Here is a 26,257-nt window from a genome sequence, read left to right on the forward strand (position 1 = left end):
TGTTTTTTAATTGAATTAAATTCTTGCTAAAGAAACTGAAATCGTATTCAATTACCTGCTATCCATGTTGAATTCTCTCTATTCATTTATTAGGAATAACACGATTTATATTGGGGTCATAACTTTTTGTTTTTTGCCTCTTCTGCTAGTTGGTACATTCCCGGATACTCTTTATAGAGAATATGAAATTGGATATTTTTTAATTTTTCATAATGTAACAGAAATTTTTAGCGTGATCGTTTCTTTTTCGATTTTTGGGCTCGGTTACTATTCCTATTCCCAAAGCAAAAACTCTCATACATTGTTTTTGGGAATAGGTTTTCTCGTTGTTGGTTTGGTAGATTTTATGCATGCACTTGGTTATAAGGGGATGCCTGATTTCGTTACTCCCAACTCCGGTAATAAATCATCGCAGTTCTGGATATTCTCTAGGCTAGTCACCGCAATTATCTTGTTTGTTGCCATTTACATCAAACCAAACGAAAAGTATAAACTAATCCGTGAAAGAGTTTTAATTTCTCTGGGGCTTTTGCTCGTATCTATTATATTTCTTTTGGTAATATTTTTCCACGATTGGATACCAACAACTTATGAGCAGGGAAGGGGATTAACTTCGTTTAAAAAAAATACAGAATATGTGATCATGGCGATACTTTGTATTTCTTTGGTGATGTACAAAAGAGCAAATTTTTATACTTCCAAAAAACAACTTCAATATTATTTATCTGCTTTTATTGTCTGTATATTTAGTGAGATGGTTTTTGCTGTATACACTAGTGTTTATGATGTTTATAATGTAATAGGGCATATTTATAAAATCGGTGCATTTTATTTAATTTATAAGGCGGTATTTCTTGCTGCAATCAATGAACCATACGAAAAACTCATTGAAACCAACCAACTACTCTCAAAGGAAATTGAGGAAAATAAGTTATATGCAGAGATGATTCAAAAATCTTTGCGAGAAAAAGAAAATTTAATCGGCGAAATATTTCATAGAACAAAAAATTCCATTCAATTGGTAAGATCCATCTTAATGATGCAGGCATCTGACTTTCCTGATGATAAAAATATACAATCCATCGTAGAAGATACTTCTATAAAAATCCAAACCATGTCATTGGTTCATGACCACTTGTATGCAAATAAAGATTTAAGTGAAATTCGGGTTTCTGATTATTTACAATCACTTGTTGAAATGGTTAAGCAATCATTCCCAACTTCTGGAATCAAAATCAACATTCATTTTGAAGTAGAGGAAGGTGTTTTGCTTTTGGATACCGCGGTTCCGCTCGGACTTGTATTTACGGAATTACTATCGAATAGTTTTAAGTATGCTTTCCCGGAAAAATCTGTTGGTGATATTTCAATTCGATTTTCATTTGAGGGGAATACTTGTCATTTTGGATATAGTGATAATGGAATTGGATTTCCAAATGGGTTTGAATCAATGAAACATAAAAAATTGGGTCTGAATTTGGCAAAGATCATCGCAGAAAAACAAATGGGAGGAACCTTGGACATTGATGGTGCCCAAGGGTTTCAGTTAAATTTACGTTTTCCTAATGATTTATACAAAAGAAGGGTTTAGTTCTTCGTTTTTGTTTAAATACTCTCGTGAAAGTTGGAACCAAAGATTGGATTGTGGGATTCCTGGTTTTCTTTTTCCAAACATTTGTAAAATCAAGTTCCCTTCGTTATCAAATACTTCCACAGAAGAAACAAGTCCATCTCTGGTTGGTTTATCGACAATATAAACAGACTCGATTCTATCGGTTCTTAAGTGAAGATTGAATTCAGGATCTAATACATTGAACCATGGGCCCATAGGTTCTAATTTTTGAATTTTCCCTGTATGGATTTGGATCATACCGGGATTCCCAACAAAAATCATAACATCTAGATCACGTTTACTTGATTCCATCATCAGGCTTAAAAAATTTTCGGTAGAAATTTTGAACGAAAATTTACCATTTGCGACTTTAAGAGAATATTCGCGTGAGTATTTATATTTTCTAAGCAAAGAAAAGAAGTCATGTGTGTCTTCGAGTTTACTCCATGCATCTAAAAAGTCTGGAATTACTTTTGGGTCATCGGTTTCCGTTTTGGTGATTGTTTCAATGATTGGGTTTGTAAACTTTTGGGTTTCGTCAACAAATTGAGCTTTTAGTTTTTCCCAGCCATCAACTGCCGACTTATCCGTTTGGTAGATTTTATGTACGGCTTCTCCTCTTTTATCAAAAAATTGGAAACTGCGCTGGAAGCCATTTTCTTTTGGTTCTTCGACATAAAAACCATATTTCCAATCTTTTAGAAAGATACGAAGGTCAATGTCTTCTCCAACAGCCAGTGCGGTTTGTCCGTTGACAGATACATTGTTGTAAATTCCTTTTCTTTCGTGAACACAAGATTCGTTTCTAGTGAGTGCCATCACATAACCGAGACTTGTCGTATTGACTAAAAAATTTGCAAAATCTGGTTTGAGTAATTTAGCAGTTTTACCAATTTTTGTTGCAAGTAATTCTGCTTCGCTTACCTTTAAATGTTTTGCCGCATCGCGGATCCTGAGTTTGGGCATTTCTTTCGTAAGATTTTCCCATTGTTGTTTTAAGTTTTCATTCATATTGATTCTCCTATGATTTCTGGAATGATAAAATTACCTTCTGGAGCATTTAGGATTCTTGTTTTGATCCCAAATGCGGTTTCTAAATTTTCGATGGTTAATACTTCGTTTGGGTCCCCCGATTTAACAATACTTCCCTTGTGCAGTAGCGTTACTTTATCTGCATACTGAGCTGCAAGGTTTAGATCATGTAAGATCATAAACACGGCATATCCTTGGTTTGCCATATGCCTACAAATGTTGAGGGTTTTATATTGGTTGGGGATATCTAAAGCTGATACTGGTTCATCTAGGAATATATAACGAGGAGGAGTTTCCCAGGCCTGTGCCAAAATCCTTCCGAAGTTAATCTTTTGCCTTTCACCTCCAGACAATGTTGCATAGTTTTGATCTTTTTGTTCGATTGAATCAGTAATCTTTAAACAAGTTTGGACTATTTCCTTGTCTCTCCTTGTATCTGTCACATGTGGATGGCGACCCAGAGCAATCACTGCTTCAGAATGAATGGGGAAGGTGATGGCTGTTTCTTGTGTGAGTACGGCTCTTAATTTGGCTAATTGGTTTTTTGAATAGGAGTTCAGTGGAATTCCATCTAAGTATATGTTCCCTTTTTCTGGACGAATATCACCGCATAACAAATGGAATAAGGTTGATTTCCCGGCACCATTACGTCCGATCAGAACATGAAGTTCACCAGGTTGAATTTCTAATTCAATTTTAGAGAGAATTTGTTTTGAACCTATGGAAAAGTTTAGGTCGATTGCTTGGATTGTCATGTGGAGTGCATCCTTTTTCTAATTAAACTAAGAAAGAATGGTGCGCCGAGGAGGGCAGTGGCGATCCCTACGGGAATTTCAGATGGGGCGATGATCACTCGACAAATTGCATCGGCAAAACAAAGTAAGCCACCTCCGAGTATATAGGTAGTGACTAGAAGGTATCTATAGTCTTGTCCAATCGCTAGTCTTACGATATGTGGAACAGCCAAACCAACAAATCCAATGTTGCCTACAATGGAAATACAGGTTCCTACACTAACGCCTATTAATAGGATGATGGATGTTTTTAATATTTCTATGGATATACCGAGATGAGTGGCTTCTCGTTCTCCTAATATAAAAACGTTCAATTGTTTTGCGATGAAAGGACTGGCAAGAAGTGGTAAGACAAAAAAACAAGAAAACGATTTTAAAAGACTCCAGGAAGCTCCACCAAGACTTCCCATATTCCAAAGGGAAAGATTTCTAAGTTGGGCTTCGTTGGCGAAATAACTCAAAACACCAATTGCAGAAATACAAATGGCATTGACTGCAATTCCTGAAAGTAACATGGAAAAAACATCTGTTCTTCCTTTTGATTTTGCAAAAAAGAAAATGATAAAGGAAAATAAAACTCCGCCGACAAAAGAAAAAACAACAACACTCCAAATGGAATGTAAAAAAGGAATCGAACTTCCAAGAACAATGGCGATGGCAGCAAAGAGCGCACAACCAGCTGTGATTCCAATAAGACCAGGATCAACGATTGGATTACGAAATAAACCTTGTGCTAGTGCTCCCGACCAAGCAAGTGATCCTCCTACCAAAAGTCCGAGAAGGATTCTTGGTAGGCGAAGTTCAAAAAAAACTCGGGACTCTAGTGTTTCACTTAAGAATAAATCTTTCCATTGGATTTCCATTGCGCCAAGGAATGAGGACGTTATGGCAGAAAAAATGGCGAAGCAGATACAGAAGATAATAAAGAGAAACTTTTTCTTCATTCCAGCTGTTTCCATCGATCATTGAGTGTTTTTAGAGCGATAGGAAGCCTTGGTCCGAATCCAAGTAAAAGTAAATCATCCAAAATAATTAGATTTTTTTCTTTGCCGGCTCGAGTGAGTTCCATGCCATTAATTTCCCAAATGGCTTTTTCTCCGCCGAATCCTTGTGCTGATTTCTCTGGCATAAGAATGATATCGGGATTGGCTTTTACAAGTGCCTCACTGGTAAGAGGTTTGTATTCTGTAAATTCGCTTATTGCGTTTTTGGCTCCAGAAAGTTCAATCATGGAATGAGCCGCGGTTCCAGTTCCAGATATATAAACAGAACTTGGGTTTCTTGAATAAATGAACAAAACTTTCACGTTAGTTTTATTCAATTTTAATTTCTGGATTTGTTCTCGAATGGATTTCGCTAAGTTTTCAGCTTCTTTTTGTTTGCCGAATAACTTTCCAATCTCTAACACTCGGGTAACGGGAGTCTCTAGTTTAAACTCATCTGGGAATAATAAAAGAGGAATCTTTGCATCTTTTAAATTTTGAATGGTTGCTGGTGGACCAGCTGACTCTAATCCAATGATTTGTGTTGGTTTAACATTTAAAATTCCTTCTGTTGCTAAAGTTCTTTGGTAACCGACGTTTACAAGGGCTAACGCTTGTTTGGGGTAATATGAGGTAGAATCTACCGCAACCAATTGGCTTTCCAGTTTGAGTGCATAAATGATTTCAGTCGTTGTGCCATTTACAGAAACAATTCGTTGGTTTGTTTCCGCATTTGTAGCGGATGAGAGAAACATTAGGCATACCAAGACGGTGCTTAATGTTTTGTTTGGGTTGGATTGGATCATGATCCAAGGTTCAAAGGGTAGGGAATTCGAGTCAAGACAAAAGAGAATGAGTCTCAAAGTACTTGACGGATTTCGGAGGTACAAAAAATGAGACTCATTCTCTTTTAGGAAAATATCTAATGAAACTAACCCACAAATTGACTCTTCTTTTCTGCCTCCTCATGGTAGCTTTCCTTTCGATCGCTTGTCCTGGTGAATCGAGTGATAATAATACATCCCTTGGATTGTTAGCTCTTGCTGCTAACTATGAAGATCCAAATACGGTTTGTGAAAAAACCATCGATGGAACTTATACATCCGGTTCTTATGCAGAGGTCTGTAAACCAAATGCAGGAAATGGAAATTTTGTTCGCATTGAGAACGTAAAGGCTCTAGGGGACAATGGGTACTTTTATTTTTTCTTAGGTTATAAAACAGCTCCTACGGCAACGGCTCCTACAGTAGCTGGGCAGTACTCTTTTGTAGTAGGTAAATCAGTTTCTAGTGCTAATCCTTACGTTTGGTTTCGTAACAAAGATTATGGAAACTACCAAGGGGGTCAAACTGACTCTGGTGCCAATCCTGTTCTTTCTTTGTCCAATGGTGTGGATGTTTGTTTCAGTTTTGGAAATTCAACAACTTCTGCTCCTACAGTTCATTTCTGGGCAACTGGTGTTAACGGAGCTGATTGTAAAGTTAGAGGATCACTTAATAATGATAATGCGATTGTTAAGTATTCTTCTTGGCCTGATTCAACGAATGTCTTAGCAACCGATGGGCTTGCTGCATATTTCCGTTTTTCAAGTACTGCTTTGTTAACAGCATCTAAAATCCACGTATCCACGAGACCAATCCTATAATTTTCAAAAGATTGGAATTGCCAAAGGGCCAAATAGTCCTTTGGCAACTTAATATAAGAAGAGGTATCCAGATGACAATAAAATCAAACTTCCAAACATTTAAACATTTCACATTCGTAATCTTATTATTCATTTCATTTTTTACTGATTGTTCGTTAAAACAAAATAGCAGTGATGATTCATCAGCTTTATTGTTGTTGGTCGCAGGGGGAGTAGAAAGCGGTGGTATCCCTTGCACTGTAGTCCCTGCTAACGCAGTGAACACAACGGGGACTTATACAACAGTGGTCAATGCAACTTCAAGTTGTAATTGGGTCTATGTCAGTTTAAAATCAAACGGAGTTAAGGTAGAGTCTACTGCACAATGGGATATTGCATTAAAAAGATATAATATTCAGACAAATGGTGGAACCAGCGGAGCTGGGAGTGGTGGCGCATGTAAGTCAGGTTCTACAAATTTTGCTTCCTCGTTTACAGGTGCAGAGTGTACGGCAGTTGTAGATGTTAGACTTTCTTCTTCGGGAGGAGGCCCCGTGACTGCTTCTTCCGAAAGTATCAACCCTGTGATGGCAGCCCCCCTTGATTTGACACCGATGCCCGCAGGATACGGTGCTTGGTACACTTATTCAGATACAATTTTAACTGCTAAATCTGATGTTTTCATCATCACCGGAAGTGATGGTTCGAAATATGCAATTCAGATGTTGGATTATTATAGTGCAGCGGGAACTTCAGGAAATCCAAAGTTTCAATGGAAAAAATTATAATCTCAATTGATTGAATTATAAGTAAATAAAACATGAAAATTAGTTTTCAAAAAACCTCGGGATTAAAATTCCCTAAGGTTCTCTACTTCTCCTTTGTAATTTTTATATGTTTAGTTTTCGTTGGTTCTGATTTATTCTCGCAGACTACTGTTGGAAAAGAAGACTCTTCAGGTACCACCAAACAAACAAAACATGGTGAATCGGGTGTGCAACCAAACGAGACAAATTTGGATCGTACAAATATGATTACTGTGACTGGAACCAGGAGGAAAAACCTATTAAAGGATTCCACAATTACAACTGAAGTTCTAACAAGAAAAGATATTGATGCAATGGGAGCAAGAGACTTATCTCAAACCTTAGGGAATGTTCCCGGAATTGAAGTGAGGCCTGCGCAAGCAGGGGAAAGAGGGCAAACAGTTCGATTGCAGGGCCTATCCGCACAGAATGTTCTCATCCTTGTGGATGGGCAAAGAACTACGGGTCGGTTCAGTGGGTCCATTGACTTAACTCGATTCAAAGCAGAAGACATTGAAAGAATTGAAATTGTTAAGGGAGCTTCTTCCGCTATTTATGGGTCGGATGCCATTGCCGGTGTCATCAATATCATTACCAAAGAAGCACAAGATCCTTTGTATGCTGAGTTTCGAACCTTAGGAGGTTCGGGAAGCGAAAAGTATTATGGGCCTTATATGGAGTTCCGAAACTATGCTACCGTTGGAGCAAAAAGTGATAAATTGTCTACACTCTTCACTGTCGGTTGGCATAAAGGAGACGGATATGATCTAACCCCAGATGCAACTCCCGGTCCAAGAAATGGAAGATATGCTTCCTTGGCACCAGGATACAATCCGTATCCAGCAAATACTTCTGTTGTTAATAGTTATTTATTAGCAACTCGCTTACCAAATTATTCACCACCGTTGGAGTCAACGTCGGGAAGTGCTTTTAATGATATGAATCTTTCGAATAAAACTGTTTATCATGCGACTGACAACTTAACACTCACAGGACAGTTTTATTATAGGTATTTGGATCAGACAGCCGTTGATGCTTCTCCTCCAAGAACGGTTTATGATCGAAGAAATAAAACTCATGATTTTATGGGTGCTTTTAATGTGGATTGGGTTGCGAATCAAAAGATAAATGTAAATCTGAACGCAAACTATTCTAGGTTTCAAGATTTATATACAACAGACCAAAGGAAGGCTGATGATTTAGACTCACAACAAAGAACAGATAATGCCGTTGCTGAGTTTCGATCTAGAGTAGATTATAAATTTTCAGAAAATCATGTAACTTCCGTTGGTGCCGAAAATTTGCAGGATCAGATTTCTTCAGCTCGTATTGCTCCCGATTGTCGTAGAACGTATCCCAATGTTTGTTTTGAGGATTTTAATCCGGAGTTGACAAGAGGACAAACTATCAATGGGAATGCCTATCGTTTTAGAAATGCATTTTATGTGCAAGATGAGTGGAGAGTTTCTGATAAACCTAGGATACAAATTGTCCCGGGAGTTCGTTATGATCATGATTCTATTTATGGTGGTGAATGGCTTCCTAAACTTGCCATTCGTTATGACGTAACAGATCAATTCCGTTTTAGGGCAGCTAATGGGCTTGGGTATCGAGCTCCCAGTTTTCAAGACTTGTATTTTAACTTTCTAAATCCAGGTGTAGGGTATCGCGTTGTGGGAAGTTCTAATCTCAAACCAGAACTTTCAAGAAGTTATAACTTTGGTTGGGAGTGGGATATCACAAAAAGAATTTGGTATAGTTCAAATTTATTTCACAACAACGTAGACAACTTGATCGGATTTAGAACGAATCCTGTGAGAGATTCGTCGGGCCTTATGGTTTACCAAACATCAAATTACCAGAAAGCCACTACGCAAGGAATTGAGTCCTCTATAAATGTTCGACTTACTGAAATTTTATCAACTAGCGTTGGTTATACTTATACGGATACCAGAGACGAGTTAACAAAACTCCCTCTTGAGGGAAGGGGGCCACATCGTTGGAATTTTAGCATTCGTATTGATGAAAAATCCAGCGGTTTGAGTTTGTCTGTGTTTGCAGTAGTGTTTGGAAAACAGCCTTATTATTGTGTTAAAAATCCTTTGTGGTGTAATCCGGATCTGCCTACCAATTTTGATGGTTTGGAAGCTGCTTTAAATAGTCAGGCGCAAACTAACATATCCAATGCGCTCGGTCAGCTCCCTACAGGGGTTTCAGACTATTGTGCAGAAAACAACCTCTCATATTGTACTACAAGCGCTACCTATGGATACCGAATGGTAAATCCTCATACAAATTTGAATTTACGGTTGTCACAAAGATTTTTTGGACATTTTCAATGGTTTGTTGGTGTAGACAATGTTTTGGATGCATGGGATTTACAATATAACCCTCAAAGGCCAAGGTTTTTTTATTTTGGTTTAGATGGTAAGTTTGCATTTAGCGAAGTCAAACTCACACCTGCTGAACCCAGGGTGAATTAAAAAAATTCTTTGAATTTTCTTTCGGCTCCAGATAGAATTCATTATGCAGACTATTTATCTTGCGGGCCCGGATGTTTTTCTGGCGAATGCTTTGGAAGTTCTTAATAAAGCGAAAACTCTCTGCGCATCATTTGGGTATCGTGCCTTAACTCCCTTTGATGGTGAAGTGACAGATAAACAATTACTTGATAGAGCAAATCAGATCTTTTTAGAAAACATTTCTATCATTGATCGTTCTGATATAGTCATTGCCAACTGTAATCCCTTTCGAGGCGCATGTGTTGATGATGGAACATCTTTCGAGATCGGTTACGCTTTCGCAAAAAGAAAAATAGTTTTTGGGTATTTGAATGATAAACGATCACTTCCTGAAATTGTAAACTCCAGAATTCCGACTAAGCCACATGATTCTGGTTATATGATAGATAATGATGGATTTTTGGTAAATGAAGATTTTGGAAATAGTATCAACTTAATGTTGGAATTTTCAATGATACATTCCGGAGGTAGCTTGGTTTTGGGAAATTTAGAGTCTGTTTTGAAACTTCTAAAAACTCTGTCATAACTCAACGCCTGTATTTCTTTTTCGAAATGTTGTTAGGCCTAAATTCCAAGTTTGGTAGTCCCCCATAAGGATTACTTTTTTTTTGGCTCTTGTTACTGCGGTATAGAGTATCCTACGATTGAGTAGGGGGATTTCTTCGGAATCGGAATCAAAAGAAAAGATTGGGGGGAGATACAATAAGATGGTATTGTATTCGGATCCTTGGCTTTTGTGAACGGTCAAAAAGAATGCCGCTTCATGTTCGGGTAAGGTGTCCAAAGCAAAAGAATACAAACGATTTTCGATAGGAAATACTGCTCTAAGTTCAGAGTTAATTTTTAATACAAGGCCAATATCACCATTAAAAAGTTTTCTAATTTGATCATTCCTTTTGATGATGATAGGCATTCCTTGGAAGTAAAAAGATTTAGCCAAATGCCTGTATTCTATGTTTGGCGAGTTATTTTGCGATGTAAGTTGTTTTTTTGCGAGATTTAAAATCCTCGTCTGTATAGAATCGATTCCGTAATACCCGTTTCTTAAAATAGTCAAACACCGGTATTCGGAAATTAATTCATCTAACCTATTTTTATTCTCGGGATTTAAGAGATCTTCTATCTGCCATTGAAAATCCAAAGACTTGATCGCGGTGGGAAGAAAAAAATCTTTCCATAAAAATTGAATGAGGTCGTCACCTTTCCAGTCGTGATAAACAGAAGGATTGGTAGGAATTGGTTTTTCTTTCTGTAACCAGATGAAATCATCCGCCTTGTTCATTTGATTAGGTTCTATTACTTTTGGAGTAGGGAACTCGGGATTTGTATTTGTTTTTTCAAAAGAATCTTTTACAAGTTCTGCAAATATGCTGAACTCTGAAGAAGCCGAAGATCGATGATTGGTTTTTAATTCAGAAACAAACTGTCCTTGTTTTCTTAGTTCTTTCAGTAAGTCTGCTAAAACTTCTCCTTGCCCTACGGATGGCAGTTGGTTTGGATCTCCGAGTAAAATTAAATGCGTATCGTCACTGATTGAATCCAAAAAAAGATTCATCAGTTTTAAATCCACCATTGATGTTTCATCCATGATAATGAGATCAAATGGAAGATACCGTTTTTCTCCGTAATACGGTTTTGGGTCGTTTGGGAATATCTTTAAAAGATTGTGAACAGTTTGTCCTCTTAAAGAAGAAGTCAGTTCATTCGTGTTCGGGAAAAAACTCAAATTTTTTTGAATGGATTCTGTAAGCCTTTGAGCAGCTCTGCCTGTAGGTGCAACAAGGGCAATTCGACTTGGGTGTGGCAATCTTGCGAGTTCATCTAACAACTTTAATATGAATGAAACAACGGTGGTTTTCCCTGTTCCTGGACCTCCTGCAATGACGCGAAAAAGTCCGGTGATTGATTCAATCACTGCTTGTTTTTGTTCCATTGCCAGTGGATTCCTAAAGTATGATTCCAACATTGAAATCATTGGTTCTATATTTGTAGGATCAAGGGTAATAGATATATGGTCATTTTTACGGTTTGTTAATAAACGTTTGATTGCCAATTCAAAGTGCAGTTTTTCTTTGTATGTTTTTTGAAAAAAAAGTCTTTTTTCGTCCCCAGCCGTTTCTAAATGGAATGGAAACTGGCTTTTAAAATTTATAATCGCAGGAGAATCGAATGAAGATAAATAGAGATCTCCGTTTTGATTTGTTTCAACAAGTTTTGCAATTAAATTTTCATGATCTTTGGGTATGTGGGGAAAGTATGAGATGATTTCTTTTGCGATTTCTAAATAAAGCAATTCTCTTTGTTTCATAAATATAATTTCTCCAAACTAACGGAAGCATCACGAATGTATGATAAAATTTCTTTCCGTATATTAGCGAAAGTTTCCGAATTCCATTCCGTTTGTGATGATTTGAGGTCCGAATAAATCCCAGTATTTTTTGCGATCCCCATTCCACGAAGAAATAGATAATAAACTCCACCGAAACGATTCAATGCAAGTTCTTCCCCGTAAAGTGAAGAGAGGTAATCATAGAGAATGAGAGCATACACTGATTTTTGGATTAGATATCCTTTTTCTATTACCGCAGATGTTACTGCATTTGTATCATAGTTTTCATTTGGCAAAAGATTGGACTTGTAATCTGCTATATAGTATTTCCCGTTTTTGCAAAAAACTAAATCGATCGCCCCTTTTAGATAATTTTCGAATCCAGGTGTTAGTTTAACTTCCGAGTCCTCTAACATTTTTTGGACGTACAGATGGAATTTTAATTCAGAAGATCTTTCTTCTGGTTTCAACTGGCTGAGTGAAAAGGTTCCTTCATCGGCGAGCGTTATTTCTGCAGTCATGGCTCGTTTCAAAACTTTCACAACAATTAAGTCCAAAGGTTCTTCTGCATTTAGTTTTGTTTGAATGGGATATTGTTTAAAAGATTCCGTATAGGCCCAGATCCAAGAAGGATGTTCGAGTATGGATTTAAGTGGGAGTTCAAAAATAGAAAAATCACATAACTCTAGTATGCGATGGAGAAAATTCCCTACTTTAGAACTGGATGGTAAATCAGTTTTTGTTTTGGTTGGTTCTGGTTCTAAAGGTTCTTCAATTTCTTTTGAATTCTCTTCGTTTGTTTTATTCAGAGTATTTTGCGAGGTTTGTAAACTTGTATAACTATGTTGTAAGAGTATTCTTCCTGATTTGATTTCTATGGGAAGGAATATAGGATTCAGGTTCTTCGCCTCAACTTGCGATGGTTGGTTTTTGTTATTCGATGGTTCAAATTCATTGGATTTTGGTTGATTGCGAAATAAAAAATAATTTCCTTCTGTTTGACGGTTTAAGTTGGATTCCTGAATTCGTTCTAGTTCTTTGTATAAGATGCTTCCATATCCGGTTTTTTTGGTGAAGTCAGTCCCCCAAGATAGTTTTGGTATATACAATCTTAGATTTGGTCTGGTGAGGGCAACATAAAGAAGGCGTTTTTGTTCGTTTAGAAAATGTTGAAACTCCAATTGTTTTCCGGCTTTAGAATCCCAGAGGTTTAAGATCCACCTTCTTTCTGTTTTGTGGTTCTCTTCGATTTGTGTTGGGTATTCATAATTGTTTAAACTTTGAGGCCTGGTTCCAAAATAATACAAAAAGACAATGGGCCATTCTAACCCTTTGGAAGCATGGATAGTAAGAATCTGAACGGCATCATCTTCTGTTTCGCGATCAAAAAGTGGTTCTTCTTCAGGTGAGGATTTTTTCTTTTTGAGTTCACGTAACTCATCCAACAATTCACTAAGGTTTGCATCGGATTTAATTTGGAACTCAAGTAATCTTTGGAAGATCTGTCTATAATTGGTTCTTTTCCTTTCCCATTCCAAATCTTTCATTTCATGACCCCAGAGAACCTTGGTTTCATCCATTACAGATCGAAAGAATGCGGCATATCGATTATCTCGTATTAGTTTCAGCCAAATATCGATTAAAGATTTTTCATAGGAATCAATAGAATGTTCATTGTATTTTGATAAATTTTCTGACCGCACACCGAATAATTCAGAAAAAAGGATTCTTTTATAAGAACGAGAGCTATTCGAATCTAATAAACATTCTAGCAGGTTTTCAATTTGATCTGCTTCTTCCGATTGGAAAATTCCCCTTTGTTTGTATATGGAGCAGGGGATTCCTGCTTTTGATAGAACCTTTTCTACAAGTTCTGTTTCCTTTTTATTACCGCACAATATAGCGATGTCTTTTAATTTTATCTCTTTAGGGCCAGAGTTGTCTTTTTTAAAAAAAGATAAGGATTGTTTATTTTGTTGGAAAGATAAAATTTCATTTTTGATTGATTCTGCCCACTCGGATCTAACTCGACTTACATTAGAAAACTTCTCTGGATATTGGATGACATGGATTCCAAATTCGGCTGGGTCCGTATAACGATATTTAATTTCCGAAATATCTGGATGATTTACAGGATGGTATTGGTAGTTTTCTTTTTTTGATCCTGGTTCTTCGATTGGGAAAAAACTAGTTTCGCCCAATGGTTTGGTTTTATCATAAAAAAGAAGATTTAACCCTTCGATGATTTCTTTGGTGGAACGGTAATTAGTTGATAAGCTGTCTTTGGTATTTTCAAAGTCACGAGCTGCTTCCAAATAAATTCCAATATCTGCTCCTCTAAATCCATAAATACTTTGTTTGGGATCGCCAATACAAAACAACATGCGATTTTTGTCTTTTGGATCCATAAAAAGAGAACGAAAAATTTGGTATTGGTTTTTGTCTGTATCTTGAAATTCATCTAAAATACATACTTGGTAACGTTCTTTTAATGAAGTGATGAGCGATGGGTTAGGGGAAGTCACCACGGATTCATACACTTTTAGAATCATCTGGTCATATGTCAGTGCATCGTTTGTTTTTAATTGTAGTTTAGAATCTTCAACCAATTGGAAAACGGTTTCTTGTAAGAACCACTTTTCGTCCAAATCTATTTCGCCAATGGGAAAGGTTTCTTCAAGTAAGGCGATTAGGTTTGTAATTTGCGATTGAACAACCTCAGCTTCTTTGCTTAGATTTTTAACAATATTCTTTCCAATTAACAAAAAATAAGCGAATCCTTGGTAAACTAATCCTTCCGAGGTTCGCTGCAAACTGCTAATCCTTTGTAATTCGGATCTTAGTGTTTTTAAATCTTTCGATTCAATGGCTAACGCCAAAGAGTTTAAAGAACCCCAATTCTCTATCCACTTATTTAAAGTTCTTTTGTCCCCTTGGTTTAGGATGGATTCTCCGACCGATCCTTGTAGTGATAGAATCAGTTGTTTTAGATTTGGTAAAAGGACTTCTATATTTGGAGAGTTAAATCTTTCTTCCAAGGTCAAACTTTTCGGGAAATAATAGTTTTTGGTATTTGATAAAAGTTTTGATACGGCAAAGGTAATCGAAGATTCATTTTCTAAGGTTTGTGACTCGATAAGAATATTGGCAAGTTCTGATTTTTCTTTTCCACCCCAATGGTTTCTTTTTAATTGATAAAAACTATTGTTAACAATTTCCTCTGTGTTTGTTAGTCGAAAGTTAGGATTGTTTCCCGTTTCAATTGGGTATTCTTTCAAAACCATATTACAAAAACCATGGATGGTCGAAATGGAAACTTGATCCAAGTCCCTTAAGTATCGATAAAAAGCTGGATTCTCTCCAGAATTGATTAGTTCTAGAATTTTTGTTTTGAGCCTTGCTTTTAATTCACCGGCAGCTTTTTCCGTAAAAGTAAGGATGAGTGTGTTAAGAATTCGATTTTCAGTTACGTTGTTTTTTACATCAAACTCCATAATCTCACCTAACATTTGCATGATAAGGTGGGTTTTTCCTGTTCCTGCAGAGGCTTCAATAAACTTGGATTTTTGTGCTAATGGATGATCCATTTATTGGAATCCTTTCTTAAGAAGAGGTAAAAAAAATGTCCATGCGGAACAGAGTGAGAATTCATCCAATAACGTTTTTGTATACGGAGAAAGTTTCATTAGTTTATTTTCAAAATGTAAAACTGTTTCTGATTCTTCTAGAAGAAACTCTTTCCATAAAGGATCAATCGTATCAGGATTTTTTTCTAATTCCTCAAATGGATGTTTCGAAAAGAATAGATTCAGACCTGCATTAGGAATGTACTTGGGAGTTGTATCCGTAACCAACTGGTAAACTGAATTGAGATAAGATTTGCAACCAGATATAGGAAGATTCGAAAAGTCTAAGAAACTTTCATTTTTAAAATCTCGTGAATTAACAGGAAGGATCACAAGTTTTTTGTCTATAGTACGAAATAAACAAGCACTTAGAAATACATTTGCCATTTTGCCTAAATAATCTTTGAGATGTTCATTTGGTTGTTTCGGTTTGTCGTACAAACTTCCCGAATGAAACCAGTAAAAAACCCCATCTTTTTCGATCAGATTTTCCCATTCTCCAATGATGGAGTGAACGTCCGTTATTTGGTAAGAATCCATTTTCCTGCAATTCCTTAGCCCTGTGTCACCAATAGAAACGGCTTTTAAGTATTTTAATTGATCATCTGAATGGAAAAGTGATTCCTTTAGAAAACGAAATCGTTCCGTGATCATCTCTAACTCATCCAATAAAATTTTGGAAGATACAATATGAAAGGCTCCGTAAGGGAACTCTGCTTCATTTTCTTTTTTGTGAGTGTATTCTTCTAAATGAGCTTGAATTCTTTTCCTATCCCAATTCCATTCTTTTTCAGTCACTAAAGATTCAGTAAAGATGGGTATAAAAACTTTTTTGATCGTAAAAATTTCTAAGTGATTCAATTGGAAAGGTTCTGCTTCGAGTTCTTCCTCTTCCTCCCAAACTTTTCCAAGGCTTTCAGATAAAGAACTTAAAATTGGGTTTTTTAATCCATTTGTTAATTGTTGGATCGAAATTTCATTTTGTGTTCTTTGGCCTGTCTCCGAAGTGACCAGAGAATTTGGATCTGTGAAGTTTGGGTTTTGTAGATTTTGGTTGATCCCTCTAAGATTTTTAATGTTTCGAACATAGTCAAAAGAAGGGATGGGGTTTGAATCATAAAATCGACTGTATGATGTTAGTGGTAATTCGACTGCTTCTTTGATCCCCATTGTGGTCATCACTTCGAAAAGAGTGGAACAGGGTTCAAATTCCTTATCTTCCAATGTGTTTTTACCAACATAGGAAAAGGTAATACTTTCTTCTGCTGAAAGAATTGATTCCCAAAAAAGTGATTCTTGGATTTCTCTGCGGTTGAGATCCCAAGGTTTGGAATCGAATCTACGTAAATTGAATCTAGATCTATCCACGGAACCAGGAAATTTTCCTTCACCTAATCCTGCGATATATACATGTAAAAAAGGAATAGGTCGCATTGGTTGTAAAAGGGAAACGGTAACACCTTCGGTTAAATAGTTTCCTCGTTGCATTGGTATGTTCGAAAAAACCTCTTCCGTGATTAAGGATATCATCTCTAAAAAATCTTTGGTTTGGTTCCAATCTTGATGACACCAAGAAGAAACAGCACGTAACCATTGATTTAAAAAATTACGTTCATTTTCCAAATCATCTTCGAAGTAAAATAATTCCTGGAATAAAGATTCTAAAATGAAGTAACGTTCTTCTTTCGGAGTTTTTAAGATTCTCTCTTTCAAAGTTGATTGGATTTTTTGAATTCGATTCCAAATTTCTACAAATTGGATCACCGTTTGGTCAGAAGAAATTTCTTTAGTCACAATTTCTGTTTCTGCCCAGGCACTATCAGAATCTGAAATCATAGACACTACAGCACGTTTGAGACCGAAGGAAATTGTATACGGGTTGTATTGCTTTCCTTCTTCATAAATTGAACCTAAAGAATCAATTAATTCCAAAACTTTTAGAGTAGAAGTTTCGTCTTCTTCGTTTCCTTTTACAATGAGAGGATTTTTGAATAGAGAATGAATGTCATCTTTTTCAAATCGATTGTTGGTTATACAACGAAACAAGGTAGATAATGCCGAATATAGTTTCGAACTGTCTTTGGCCACTAAATCTGTAATTGAGTAGGGGATTCTGAGTAATTTAGGTGAACCTTCTTTTTTTTGAGAAGTGTATATTCCGCCATCAAACACCCATTCTGCGGAAGAACGATATTCGTTCATATCAGGAACAAGAATTGCAAAATCAAGCAAACTAAGTTTGCCTTTGCTTAGATTAATTTTGCCAAGTATATCATGGGCAATCGATTCTAATTCTCGATATACTGAAGGAGCATTCCAAACCCTGACGGTTTGATCTTCAAGATAGTTCTCGTCTTTTGGAGATTCTTCTAATAAAAACGCTTTTAACTTCGATAACATCCCACCGCTAACAAATTTTGATTTTTGTTTATTGTATTTATCTTTAGCAAATTCTTTTGCTAAGTAGGATTGTGGTTTAGAAAATTTAGATAAGTAGTTTTTGTTTTTTTCTGAAGGTTTTCCTATGATTTTTCCGTTATGGAATTGGTAAATATGGATATTAAATTTCGAGTTTTCGTCGGTGGCGGTTTCTTTTAAAAAATCAATATACGTTCCAGATAAATTCGAAAGGCAAAACAAATGTAAGTCGCCACTCAGTGGCAAGGTTTTCCCTTCTTCCAAATATCGAAATAGATTTTTTGGTTTGGATGAATCTTTAAAAATTTCAGTATATATTTGTTTTTCTAATCCCCAATACGGATCTTTTTTTAATTCATTCGGAATGGATTTTTTTTCTTTGTTTAGATCCAACCAGTCCTTGATCCATTCTTCTCGATTCAATTCATAATCTTTGAAATACTTGGTAAGGACATCGGAGAGGTAATACAATTTTGGAATTTCTTCTAAGTAAGTTTCAATTTCTGGAAAATCTTTTAAGATTTTTTTTTGTTTTTGATAGAGGAGGAAAAAACAATCTTTTCTTAAGGTATCGTATTGATAAAGAGCTGTATCTTCTTCGTAAGATTGTATATTCAAAGACTGGAATATAATTTTTAAAATCGCTTTTTCTAAAAAGGTAAACTCAATATTTAGTGAAATTTGCGCTGGATTGAGTTTTGGTAGGTTTAATCGTAACCATGGGATTAAATTTTGATTGGGAACAACAACTAGCGGTCGTTTTAGTGGATTTTTTTTCTGGTCTTCCTGAATTTGTTTTCCAAGTTCGGTAGTGATATCCAACAAATGGAGGCCAGCATAATAATGTATTGGCAACGGGTTTCCCTTTTTCTTAAATCATACTGATTCTTGACTCGTAACCACCAAAGTCTATTCTTAATCAAGTTTAAATTTAGGAAAATGAAAAGAGTGGGGCGCCATTTCCGGCTATCCGCTGCAATCTTTCGCTTTGGCGAAAGGATTTTCGCTACTATCCGGGGCGTTAGAATTCATATATTTTTTAGAAAAACGGGGAGAGGAAACCCTCTCCCAATAAATGAACTAACGATTTATAGGTGAATATGGTTCAACTTAAGTGATTGTTTACTTCGATCATTCACTTTCAAAACGAAGAGTGGATGCTGTGGAAGTACTGTGTTTAAATGTTGTTGTATACAAAGAAATAGGTTTTGGGACTGCATACATTGGATCAATGTTGTCAATCGCAAGTGCAAGGCGACTTCCTACAGGAAAATCATGAGCTACTGCTTGTAAATCAACATTCAAATCTGTATCTTTTCCTTTCACACCAAATAAGGTTGCTGTTCCATGAGAGATCAGTTTGCCCGTTCCCCAAAAGTCAACTTCATAGAGATAGACCACAACATGAGGTGCTGTGTCTGAACTATTGATTCTTCCTTTGTAAAAAGTACGCCCGCGTATTTTGAGGACACTTGTCAATGGATCGGAAATATAAACCATTGCATTGGTGCGATCAATCAAATTGACATTGGTTGTTACAGGAACAGATACTGCTCCGTCCAAAATTTCTGAAAGAAGAGGGACACCGGTTGTGGCACTGGTTCCACCAGAAAGGATGGTATCGTTGCCGTTCGTTGTATTCGCAGTGGTTGTAATTTTACCAGGAGTCAATAGGCCCATTGGTCTTAAATGGTAAGTTCGTTCCACTTTATTTGGATTGGGCCAAGCAGAGTAGGTAACTCTGGATGAAGAAAAACGTTTCTGAATGGAAACTTTCGGTTTAGTCATGATTCCATTTTGAACTCCCTTCAACCAATAATCAAACCAGTCATAAGCATTGGTCCAAACATAGTTATCAAGACCAAGGATCCCACCAATTTCCGCAGTCGCATGAATCCCGTTGTTCAAATCTAACTTTTTTGGAACGGTTAACTGTTCAAAATAAGGAAGGATTTGATTTGGTTGGAATAAATTGTCTTGTGAGTTGTTTGAAATATAAACCGGTTTTCCTGCCGCATTAAGAGCATTGACTGCACTGTTAGGTGATCTTTGGCTTGCCCAGGCTAATACAGTTGCTACATCTCTTGTATCTAATAGTTTTCCAAAGTTTTCAGCAATAATTGGATCCATTCTTCCTGTGATGTAACCCGCGGTGACAAGAAGTAGTCCCCAAACAAGTCTTGGTGATTGGTTTCCATAAAGTGAATCAGGTAAACTTCCCCATCCACTCATGGCAACAGCGGTTTTGATTCTAGGTTCTTTGCTTAGTCCTAATAATGAAATGCCTGCACCATAAGAAATTCCCGCAATACCAATGTTTGCTGGATTGACTGGAGCATTTGCAAGAAGGAAATCAATTCCTTTCGAAAGGTCTTCCATATCTTTTGGTCCTGCAACGTTAATCAGTCCACCAGATGTTCCGAATCCTCTTGTATTATAACTAAATACTACATATCCTTTTTTTGCAAGTTTGGCTGCCGGAACGATGTATTCATACTCATTGAGAGCCCAACTATTTACAAAAATCACAGCAGGGAAGGGGCCTGTTCCTGATTTAGGAATGAAAAGATTCCCTGTAATTTTAACTCCATCATTACTTAAAAAAGAAATGTTGTCGTTGAAGGTAAAACTTCCATCATTTTCATTTGCAAATGCTGTTTGAATGTCTCTTGCATTAGCAGCGTTACTTAACTGGAGAGCTTCCGGTGATGCTGAAGCATTCGAAGTAGTTTCGTTTAACACGCCTAGTACGGCTGCGTTGTCTTTATTTTGGTTTCCGTTTTGCCCGCAAGCCACAATGAGGAAGATCCCAAGTGGCAATAGCAGACGATAGATTTTTTGCTTTTTCATAGTTCGCCTCTGAATTGCCTCAAATTTACCATGAATACGCCCAATTGGCGTCTAAGATGGCGATTTTGGACGAATTTTTAGGTCTAATATCATGATTTTGTACTAATTCTTTGGACGGAAAGCATCCAAAGGGTTGACGTATCCGTGCATTTTGTCCGAATTTTGCAACATGTTCGAGTTTTTTGGTTCGTGGCTCCAGTTTGGGGCTTGGTATCATTTCATTTTAGGGATCGGGATTTTAGTAAAAGAGAAGGGCTCCAAAGGTTTTCCCTTTGCCATGGTTGCCGCATTTTCTGGTGGGATTTTGATCATTTACGCCTATCGTTTGTATGTTGGTTACGAATTTCAAACATCCATTTTGAATCATGGTTACGTCCCCATTATTTTTTTGATCCCTGGCAGTATGCAGTACACGATCGAACAATTCCTAAGTCCAGAACCCATTGTTTTAGGAAAACTTCGCCGATTGTATCCTACTTTCCTTGTGATTTTCCTGCTTCTCATTTTACAAATGACAGCACCTCACCTCCTTCTTCAATCGATGAATCAAAGTTTTACGGGGGCTTCCTTTTCTATCCCAGAAATCATTTCTGGTGTTGGCTGTATCTATTGGGTTAGTACTTTTGTTTGGATGATTTACCAATACCGAATGATCCTATATAATAATCCAAACAAAGAAGCAAAACTCGGCGTACAAGTTTTAGGAATGATACTAAAGGGCAACATTACATTTGCCAGTTTTATCTTCTTTAGTACATTCTTTCGTTGGCATGCTGGGATTTATTTTACAGCAGGACTTGCAACTCTTATGGCAGTGGTTGCTTTTATTGGTACAGAAATCAACCATCAGTTGTTTAAAGATCTATTACCAGAACTTCGTCAGTCTTATCGGACTTCACGAATTTTAAATTTAAACTTAGAAAAGTTAAAACATGATTTAGATACTTTACTCAATGTAGAATTTGTATACCGCGAAGAAGATTTGAATTTAGCATCTCTTGCCGAAAAGTTAGGAATCAAAGATTACCAACTGAGTGAATACATCAATGCCTATCTTGGTATGAATTTTAACAGGTTGGTGAACGAATATCGCATAACAGAAATATGTAAATTGATAGAAGGAAATCCAAAAGCCAACCTGTTGTCACTTGCGTACCAAGTTGGTTTTAATTCGAAAGCTAATTTTAATTTAGCCTTTAAGTCCTTGAAAAAAATGTCACCAAGCGAATATGCGAAGTTAGTGGGGAAAGGGTAAAGGTTATAAAATCCCCAAAATTTAATATAAAAGATGATGGGGACTTTTTTCGTTTTTATTTCTTTGTTTTGGGTTTTTTATTAGAAACTGTATATCCTAAAGTAAATGCCATTTTCCAGATCATCTCTAAATGTTCTCCTGCTTTTGTAATACTAGATTCTGTTTTGGAATCGGGTAATACAGAATGTAAATGAAACTCATTGGTCCCGAACCTAACTACATCGGGAGTCATATGAATCCATGTATGCCAACCATATTCTCTGTTTTCTGGATAAAAGGTGAGTAGAATGCCTGGTTCTTCTATTTTTGGCATTGTTGGAATTTGATTTTCTAAATTTCGTCTGGCTGCCATATCAAACATCGTACGTGTCTCTGAATTTGGTTTTGTTTCTTTCCAATGTTTTTGGATCAAATCATCTCCTTTTTTCCCAAACCATCGAAGGAGAAGTGGTAGTCGTAGTCCTAAACTTTCTTCATAGATACTGGAATCGTATGAGTAATGATTTGTCATATCTAATCGATTTTTAATCACTTGCGAAATAATTTCAAAAGAAGATACTCCATCTAACAAAAAAAGTCGAGCCGCAAGTAAATCCTGCCATACATACCATTCAGGACTTGGGTTTTCCAATTGTGTTTTGATTGTATTTGAATCCATTTTAAAAATCTGATTCCATTTGATAGACTCAGGTTCCATCACTCTCATGAACTGTAATAGATAAGCCTTCCAAGAAGGAGCTACGTAAGGTAGATTGAAGATTTCTATAAAATATGGATACACAGCTCGACCCTGAATGAATAGGGCTTTGATGGCTTTCCATCGATCGTAAGAACCAGAATATTTATATTCATCCAAGGAATATCTTAGAGATTCAACAAGCCATGGTCCGCCATAACGCACAACATCCTCATGTTTGTATTTGTTTTCTTGAATTTTTTCGAATACATGTTGGATACTATACTTTTCTGGATGGAGGATTGCCTCTGGTAATAAGGTTTTCTTTTTGGAAAGTGTGGAAGCATACTCATCGGAATCATCAAATTTAGGTGCCTCAGTACCAGTGAGTGTTTCCCAAGCACTCCTAGCTTCTACTTCAATATAACTCCACGAATAATCAACCATTGGATTTGGATCAGCATAGATATGATACCAAAGGTAATCTTTGAATTTGTATAGTTTCTGTTTTTTGATACAACGAATGATTCCGTAAACTCGAACCTGATCCCCTTTGTTCCCTAAAATTCGTTCTGCAAATTTCGTATATTCTTTATTATCTGGTTCCAAAAACAATAGGCCTGCCATATAACATGCCTTTAGGTCGATCGCAATTCCAGGATCATTTGATTCATCAACTCCTGTGAAAAATTTGGAGAGTTCTAGTTTTGCTTTTTCTGGCTCCATTTTCGCCCAAGCAATGGCAGCTTCGGAGATATTAATGATTAGACGTAATTCCAAATAGGAGCCCCTATCTCTCCCTTTGATTTGAAAACTCTTTTTTAAATAATCCTCAATGATTCCAATATGTTCATTTAAACCTAAATGAGCACATACAGCAAAAGCACTTCCTACACTCGTTCCAAAGTATTTAAAATGGTCACGATAAGTAAAAAGTTTTTTAATTAATTCAACAGAGACTTCATCTAAAGTTAGGATTCTTTCTTGTAAAGCTTCGTTCAAATGAGTGTAGACGGTGAAAATGTTGTTTAGTGTAGGGCCTTCTTTTTGAACCTTTTGATTGATTTCTTTTACATTGTCAAGGGTCTCGAAAGTACGCCGTGCCGCATCAGCTAATATGGATTTCGATTCTTTATGATCACTATTGATTAAAGCCTCTACAACATATTCCATTCTTGGATCATCTTGTTTGAGTTTGTGAACTGCTTCCCTTAAGGAAACCATTGCTTTGTCATCATCCAACATGCCGATCGTTTTTGTGATTCCACAGAAAGCCTTTTTATTGTCTGCATCATACTTCAGCCCTTGTCGAAAGGCAGCATTGATCACAGTAGAAAGTCGTTTTTCTAATTTTTCTGGATTGTATGGCCAAGTATTATAAGCACTATCCATTCGTTCTCTAAAATAGTCTTCAATGACTCTTTTTAGGTTAGGATCTTTTTTGGATATTTCTTTTAGAATGGTATCATGTGTTGTCACATCATCTGGATATTCTTCTATTAATTGAAAAAGGTCTGAATCTGTTTTCATTCTAGATTCTAACTCTTTTTTGGAAATGGTTTTGAGATTCGATAACCCTAAACTATCGTTGTATAACTGGACATTTTTTGGTTCAATTTGTTTTGGATCGGCATTACCAAATGTTTGGGTTCTAATTTTTTCTACTTTTTCAGATGGAACATTAAACAGAGTTTTTAAGTTTCCATCCAAATAACCAAGTATATGTTTACTAAGTATTGGGATAATTTTCCCTTTCGATTTAGTTGCAAGTTTGATGGTCTCTCTACATGCATCGTCATTTTTGAGATAGAAGTGGTGGATGATCCAATAAGCAGCCAAGTTTGGATATTTTTTGATTTCTGGTTTTTCCTCCTCCCAAGTAGTATAATAGGGTGCATCTGCTAACTTTTCGGTAAATGCATAGGCGGGGTCACCATAACTATGCCCGAGTAACCATGCTGATCGTTCAAACATATCTAATGAATTATGATAGATAGGTTTGTTTTCATAAATTTTAATAGCTTCCTTTTCGAAAGATCGAATCAGACTATCTTTAATATTGGATACTAAAATTGGTTCTTTTTCTTTTTTGTCTGAATTTATTTCTTCAAATTCCTCATCTTCTTCGTCATTATAACTTTCGCTAGTTTCATTAGTCCAATTATCTGCAATAAAATGGCTAATCGAAAAATACGGCAAATTTTCTAAAACTCCGATCTCATGGTTGTAATGGTTTACTTCTATGGATTCCTTTTCATTTGGTAGTAGATTGATCCAACAGGTATCGCCACCACCGTCAGAGGCAAAGGCATAAGAACCATTGAATAAAAACATAAGTCCGCTATAAGTTCCAACTAACCAAGAAAGAACCTCTTCAGGATCCTTTATTTTGATTAATCTTTCTGTAGAAGAGATAGCATATTCAAAACCACCTTCTTCATTTTCCTCCATTTCTTCTTCTTCGGCGGAGTGGTGATCGATCATATTCCAAACATCGCTTACTTCATACATAATGGATTTATAAGCTTTTTTCAAATTTTCCCATTCTAAAATTTCTTTTCCAGGTTGAAAACCATACATGGATTCGAAGTCTTTTAGAAAACTTTGGTCGAATTTGTTTTTTTGATTGACCACATTTGAAAAACGATCTTTTAAGGATTGGAAAACCAACATCCGATCCATGATGATTTCTTTTAGGTTCCCAGAGTAAAAATCTGCTTTTTGTAAGTTTAGTTTTGTGTTTTGTTTCATGACGCTAATTCTTGATTGATAATATAAAATGATTCCGAATAGTGATTTCCGAAAATTTTAAACCATAGGTCTCCTGAATTGTCTTTTTCAAATCTTAGAACATTTAAATCGGGAGTGATTTTATGATACAAGGGGTGTTGTGTTAAGGTTAGTGTATCTAAATTAAAATTTAATAAGTGTTTTTCCGATGGGGTTTTGTTTCGTTCTTTGAGGAGTAAAGTAAGGTTTGAATGATCATGAATGGAAATGTCAAGAAATTCTAAATAAGATCCAAAATAAGATTTCATTGCCTCATCATATAAATCTAATATATGTTTTAATTCACCATCCTTGTTTCTTACTTCTAACTTTGAATCGGAATATAAAAAGATTTTATCCGAGTTGATTTTCACATTCATCGGAGCTCCACTGGTTAAGAATTCCGATATCAAGTTTCCTTCTAAATTTAGAATGTAAGCTGTTTCTAAATTATTTTCAGTTACTAAAATTCTGTTGTTACTGATTTGATTTAGATTCCGCAGGTTTTGAAATTCTAGTTTTGAGTTTAATATTTCCCAATGTGTTCCATTCCATTTATGGATTTGTTTTCTTCCACTTGTGTTGGCAAATATTACATAAGTATATAAACCAATATTTAATATTTGATAAGGGGCGGAATTTGTTAATTTTGGAGCAGGTAGGTTGGAAAACTTGTCATCGTTGAAATAAATCACCGAATTAGAAGTCCCGAATGAAACGGTATCCAGATTGGAGTGAAAAGGATTATCGCTTGCTAGATAAATTCCAATAGGAAATTCATAACGAGTAATTTCTACTCCATCATTTTTATAAAGTATAGGACTTTGGTTCCAGGAACCAATCCAGAGATTACCCAAACAATCTCGTTCGAACAAAATTTTTTCAAATCCCGTGATGATAGAATCTCTATGTATGTTTTTAGTTACGTTGATTTTGATCTCTTGCATATTGTTTCTTAAAA

At 36.2% G+C, this 26,257-nt stretch carries 16 protein-coding genes; 6 read left to right on the plus strand and 10 right to left on the minus strand.

Features of this window, described 5'->3' with window-relative positions; all coding sequences use genetic code 11:
- Positions 1-133 precede the first annotated feature (133 nt).
- Positions 134-1,591: an MASE3 domain-containing protein gene (locus tag EHQ24_RS18950; protein WP_244310510.1), complete on the plus strand. Its 1,458-nt coding sequence runs from the start codon at positions 134-136 to the stop codon at positions 1,589-1,591.
- Here EHQ24_RS18950 and EHQ24_RS18955 read toward each other — a convergent pair.
- Genes EHQ24_RS18955 through EHQ24_RS18970 form a run of 4 tightly spaced genes read right to left on the minus strand, consistent with a single transcriptional unit; the run spans position 1,571 to position 5,176 of the window.
- Positions 1,571-2,623 carry a hemin-degrading factor gene (locus EHQ24_RS18955; RefSeq protein WP_135603161.1) on the minus strand — a complete coding sequence of 351 codons (1,053 nt, stop codon included), beginning with the start codon at positions 2,621-2,623 and terminating at the stop codon, positions 1,571-1,573. The genes EHQ24_RS18950 and EHQ24_RS18955 overlap by 21 nt on opposite strands.
- Positions 2,620-3,399 carry a heme ABC transporter ATP-binding protein gene (locus EHQ24_RS18960; RefSeq protein ID WP_135603162.1) on the minus strand — a complete coding sequence of 260 codons (780 nt, stop codon included), beginning with the start codon at positions 3,397-3,399 and terminating at the stop codon, positions 2,620-2,622. Before EHQ24_RS18960 ends, EHQ24_RS18955 begins: the two co-directional genes overlap by 4 nt.
- Positions 3,396-4,382 (minus strand): FecCD family ABC transporter permease, encoded by a 987-nt coding sequence (locus EHQ24_RS18965; protein ID WP_135603163.1) that lies wholly within the window; start codon positions 4,380-4,382, stop codon positions 3,396-3,398. Before EHQ24_RS18965 ends, EHQ24_RS18960 begins: the two co-directional genes overlap by 4 nt.
- On the minus strand, positions 4,379-5,176 hold the full coding sequence (locus EHQ24_RS18970; protein ID WP_244310511.1) for a heme/hemin ABC transporter substrate-binding protein: 798 nt from the start codon (positions 5,174-5,176) through the stop codon (positions 4,379-4,381). Before EHQ24_RS18970 ends, EHQ24_RS18965 begins: the two co-directional genes overlap by 4 nt.
- Positions 5,177-5,346: 170 nt before the next feature.
- Between EHQ24_RS18970 and EHQ24_RS18975 the strand changes: the two genes are divergently transcribed.
- From EHQ24_RS18975 to EHQ24_RS18990, 4 genes are all read left to right on the plus strand, one after another.
- Positions 5,347-6,066, plus strand: coding sequence for a hypothetical protein (locus tag EHQ24_RS18975; protein ID WP_135603165.1), 720 nt, complete (start codon positions 5,347-5,349; stop codon positions 6,064-6,066).
- Positions 6,067-6,137: 71 nt separating this feature from the next.
- Positions 6,138-6,833, plus strand: coding sequence for an HmuY family protein (locus EHQ24_RS18980; RefSeq protein ID WP_135603166.1), 696 nt, complete (start codon positions 6,138-6,140; stop codon positions 6,831-6,833).
- Between the two features lie 32 nt (positions 6,834-6,865).
- On the plus strand, positions 6,866-9,334 hold the full coding sequence (locus EHQ24_RS18985; protein ID WP_244310512.1) for a TonB-dependent receptor plug domain-containing protein: 2,469 nt from the start codon (positions 6,866-6,868) through the stop codon (positions 9,332-9,334).
- Positions 9,335-9,377: 43 nt separating this feature from the next.
- The gene (locus EHQ24_RS18990; RefSeq protein ID WP_135603167.1) at positions 9,378-9,899 is read left to right on the plus strand and encodes a nucleoside 2-deoxyribosyltransferase; all 522 of its coding nucleotides are present in this window, start codon (positions 9,378-9,380) and stop codon (positions 9,897-9,899) included.
- On the opposite strand, the gene recD is transcribed toward EHQ24_RS18990, so the two are convergent.
- The 4 genes from recD to EHQ24_RS19010 all read right to left on the minus strand — a co-directional run bounded on the left by recD (position 9,894) and on the right by EHQ24_RS19010 (position 20,596).
- Positions 9,894-11,681 carry an exodeoxyribonuclease V subunit alpha gene (recD, locus tag EHQ24_RS18995; RefSeq protein ID WP_135603168.1) on the minus strand — a complete coding sequence of 596 codons (1,788 nt, stop codon included), beginning with the start codon at positions 11,679-11,681 and terminating at the stop codon, positions 9,894-9,896. The two genes, EHQ24_RS18990 and recD, sit on opposite strands and share 6 nt — an antisense overlap.
- On the minus strand, positions 11,678-15,289 hold the full coding sequence (locus EHQ24_RS19000; protein ID WP_135603169.1) for a UvrD-helicase domain-containing protein: 3,612 nt from the start codon (positions 15,287-15,289) through the stop codon (positions 11,678-11,680). Before EHQ24_RS19000 ends, recD begins: the two co-directional genes overlap by 4 nt.
- Positions 15,290-18,601: an exodeoxyribonuclease V subunit gamma gene (locus EHQ24_RS19005; RefSeq protein WP_135603170.1), complete on the minus strand. Its 3,312-nt coding sequence runs from the start codon at positions 18,599-18,601 to the stop codon at positions 15,290-15,292.
- Positions 18,602-18,877: 276 nt separating this feature from the next.
- Positions 18,878-20,596 carry an alpha/beta fold hydrolase gene (locus tag EHQ24_RS19010; protein WP_135603171.1) on the minus strand — a complete coding sequence of 573 codons (1,719 nt, stop codon included), beginning with the start codon at positions 20,594-20,596 and terminating at the stop codon, positions 18,878-18,880.
- 169 nt (positions 20,597-20,765) lie between these two features.
- Here EHQ24_RS19010 and EHQ24_RS19015 point away from each other — a divergent pair, with 169 nt between their 5' ends.
- A complete protein-coding gene (locus tag EHQ24_RS19015) occupies positions 20,766-21,851 on the plus strand; it encodes a helix-turn-helix domain-containing protein (RefSeq protein WP_135603172.1) in 1,086 nt (361 codons plus the stop codon).
- 55 nt (positions 21,852-21,906) lie between these two features.
- On the opposite strand, the gene EHQ24_RS19020 is transcribed toward EHQ24_RS19015, so the two are convergent.
- Together EHQ24_RS19020 and EHQ24_RS19025 are read right to left on the minus strand one after the other, a co-directional pair.
- Positions 21,907-25,278, minus strand: coding sequence for a hypothetical protein (locus EHQ24_RS19020; RefSeq protein ID WP_135603173.1), 3,372 nt, complete (start codon positions 25,276-25,278; stop codon positions 21,907-21,909).
- A complete protein-coding gene (locus tag EHQ24_RS19025; protein WP_135603174.1) occupies positions 25,275-26,243 on the minus strand; it encodes a hypothetical protein in 969 nt (322 codons plus the stop codon). The genes EHQ24_RS19020 and EHQ24_RS19025 overlap by 4 nt, the downstream gene beginning before the upstream one ends.
- Positions 26,244-26,257 lie beyond the last annotated feature (14 nt).

It is taken from the genome of Leptospira noumeaensis, from assembly GCF_004770765.1.
In the GTDB taxonomy this organism is placed as follows: Bacteria; Spirochaetota; Leptospiria; order Leptospirales; family Leptospiraceae; genus Leptospira_A; species Leptospira_A noumeaensis.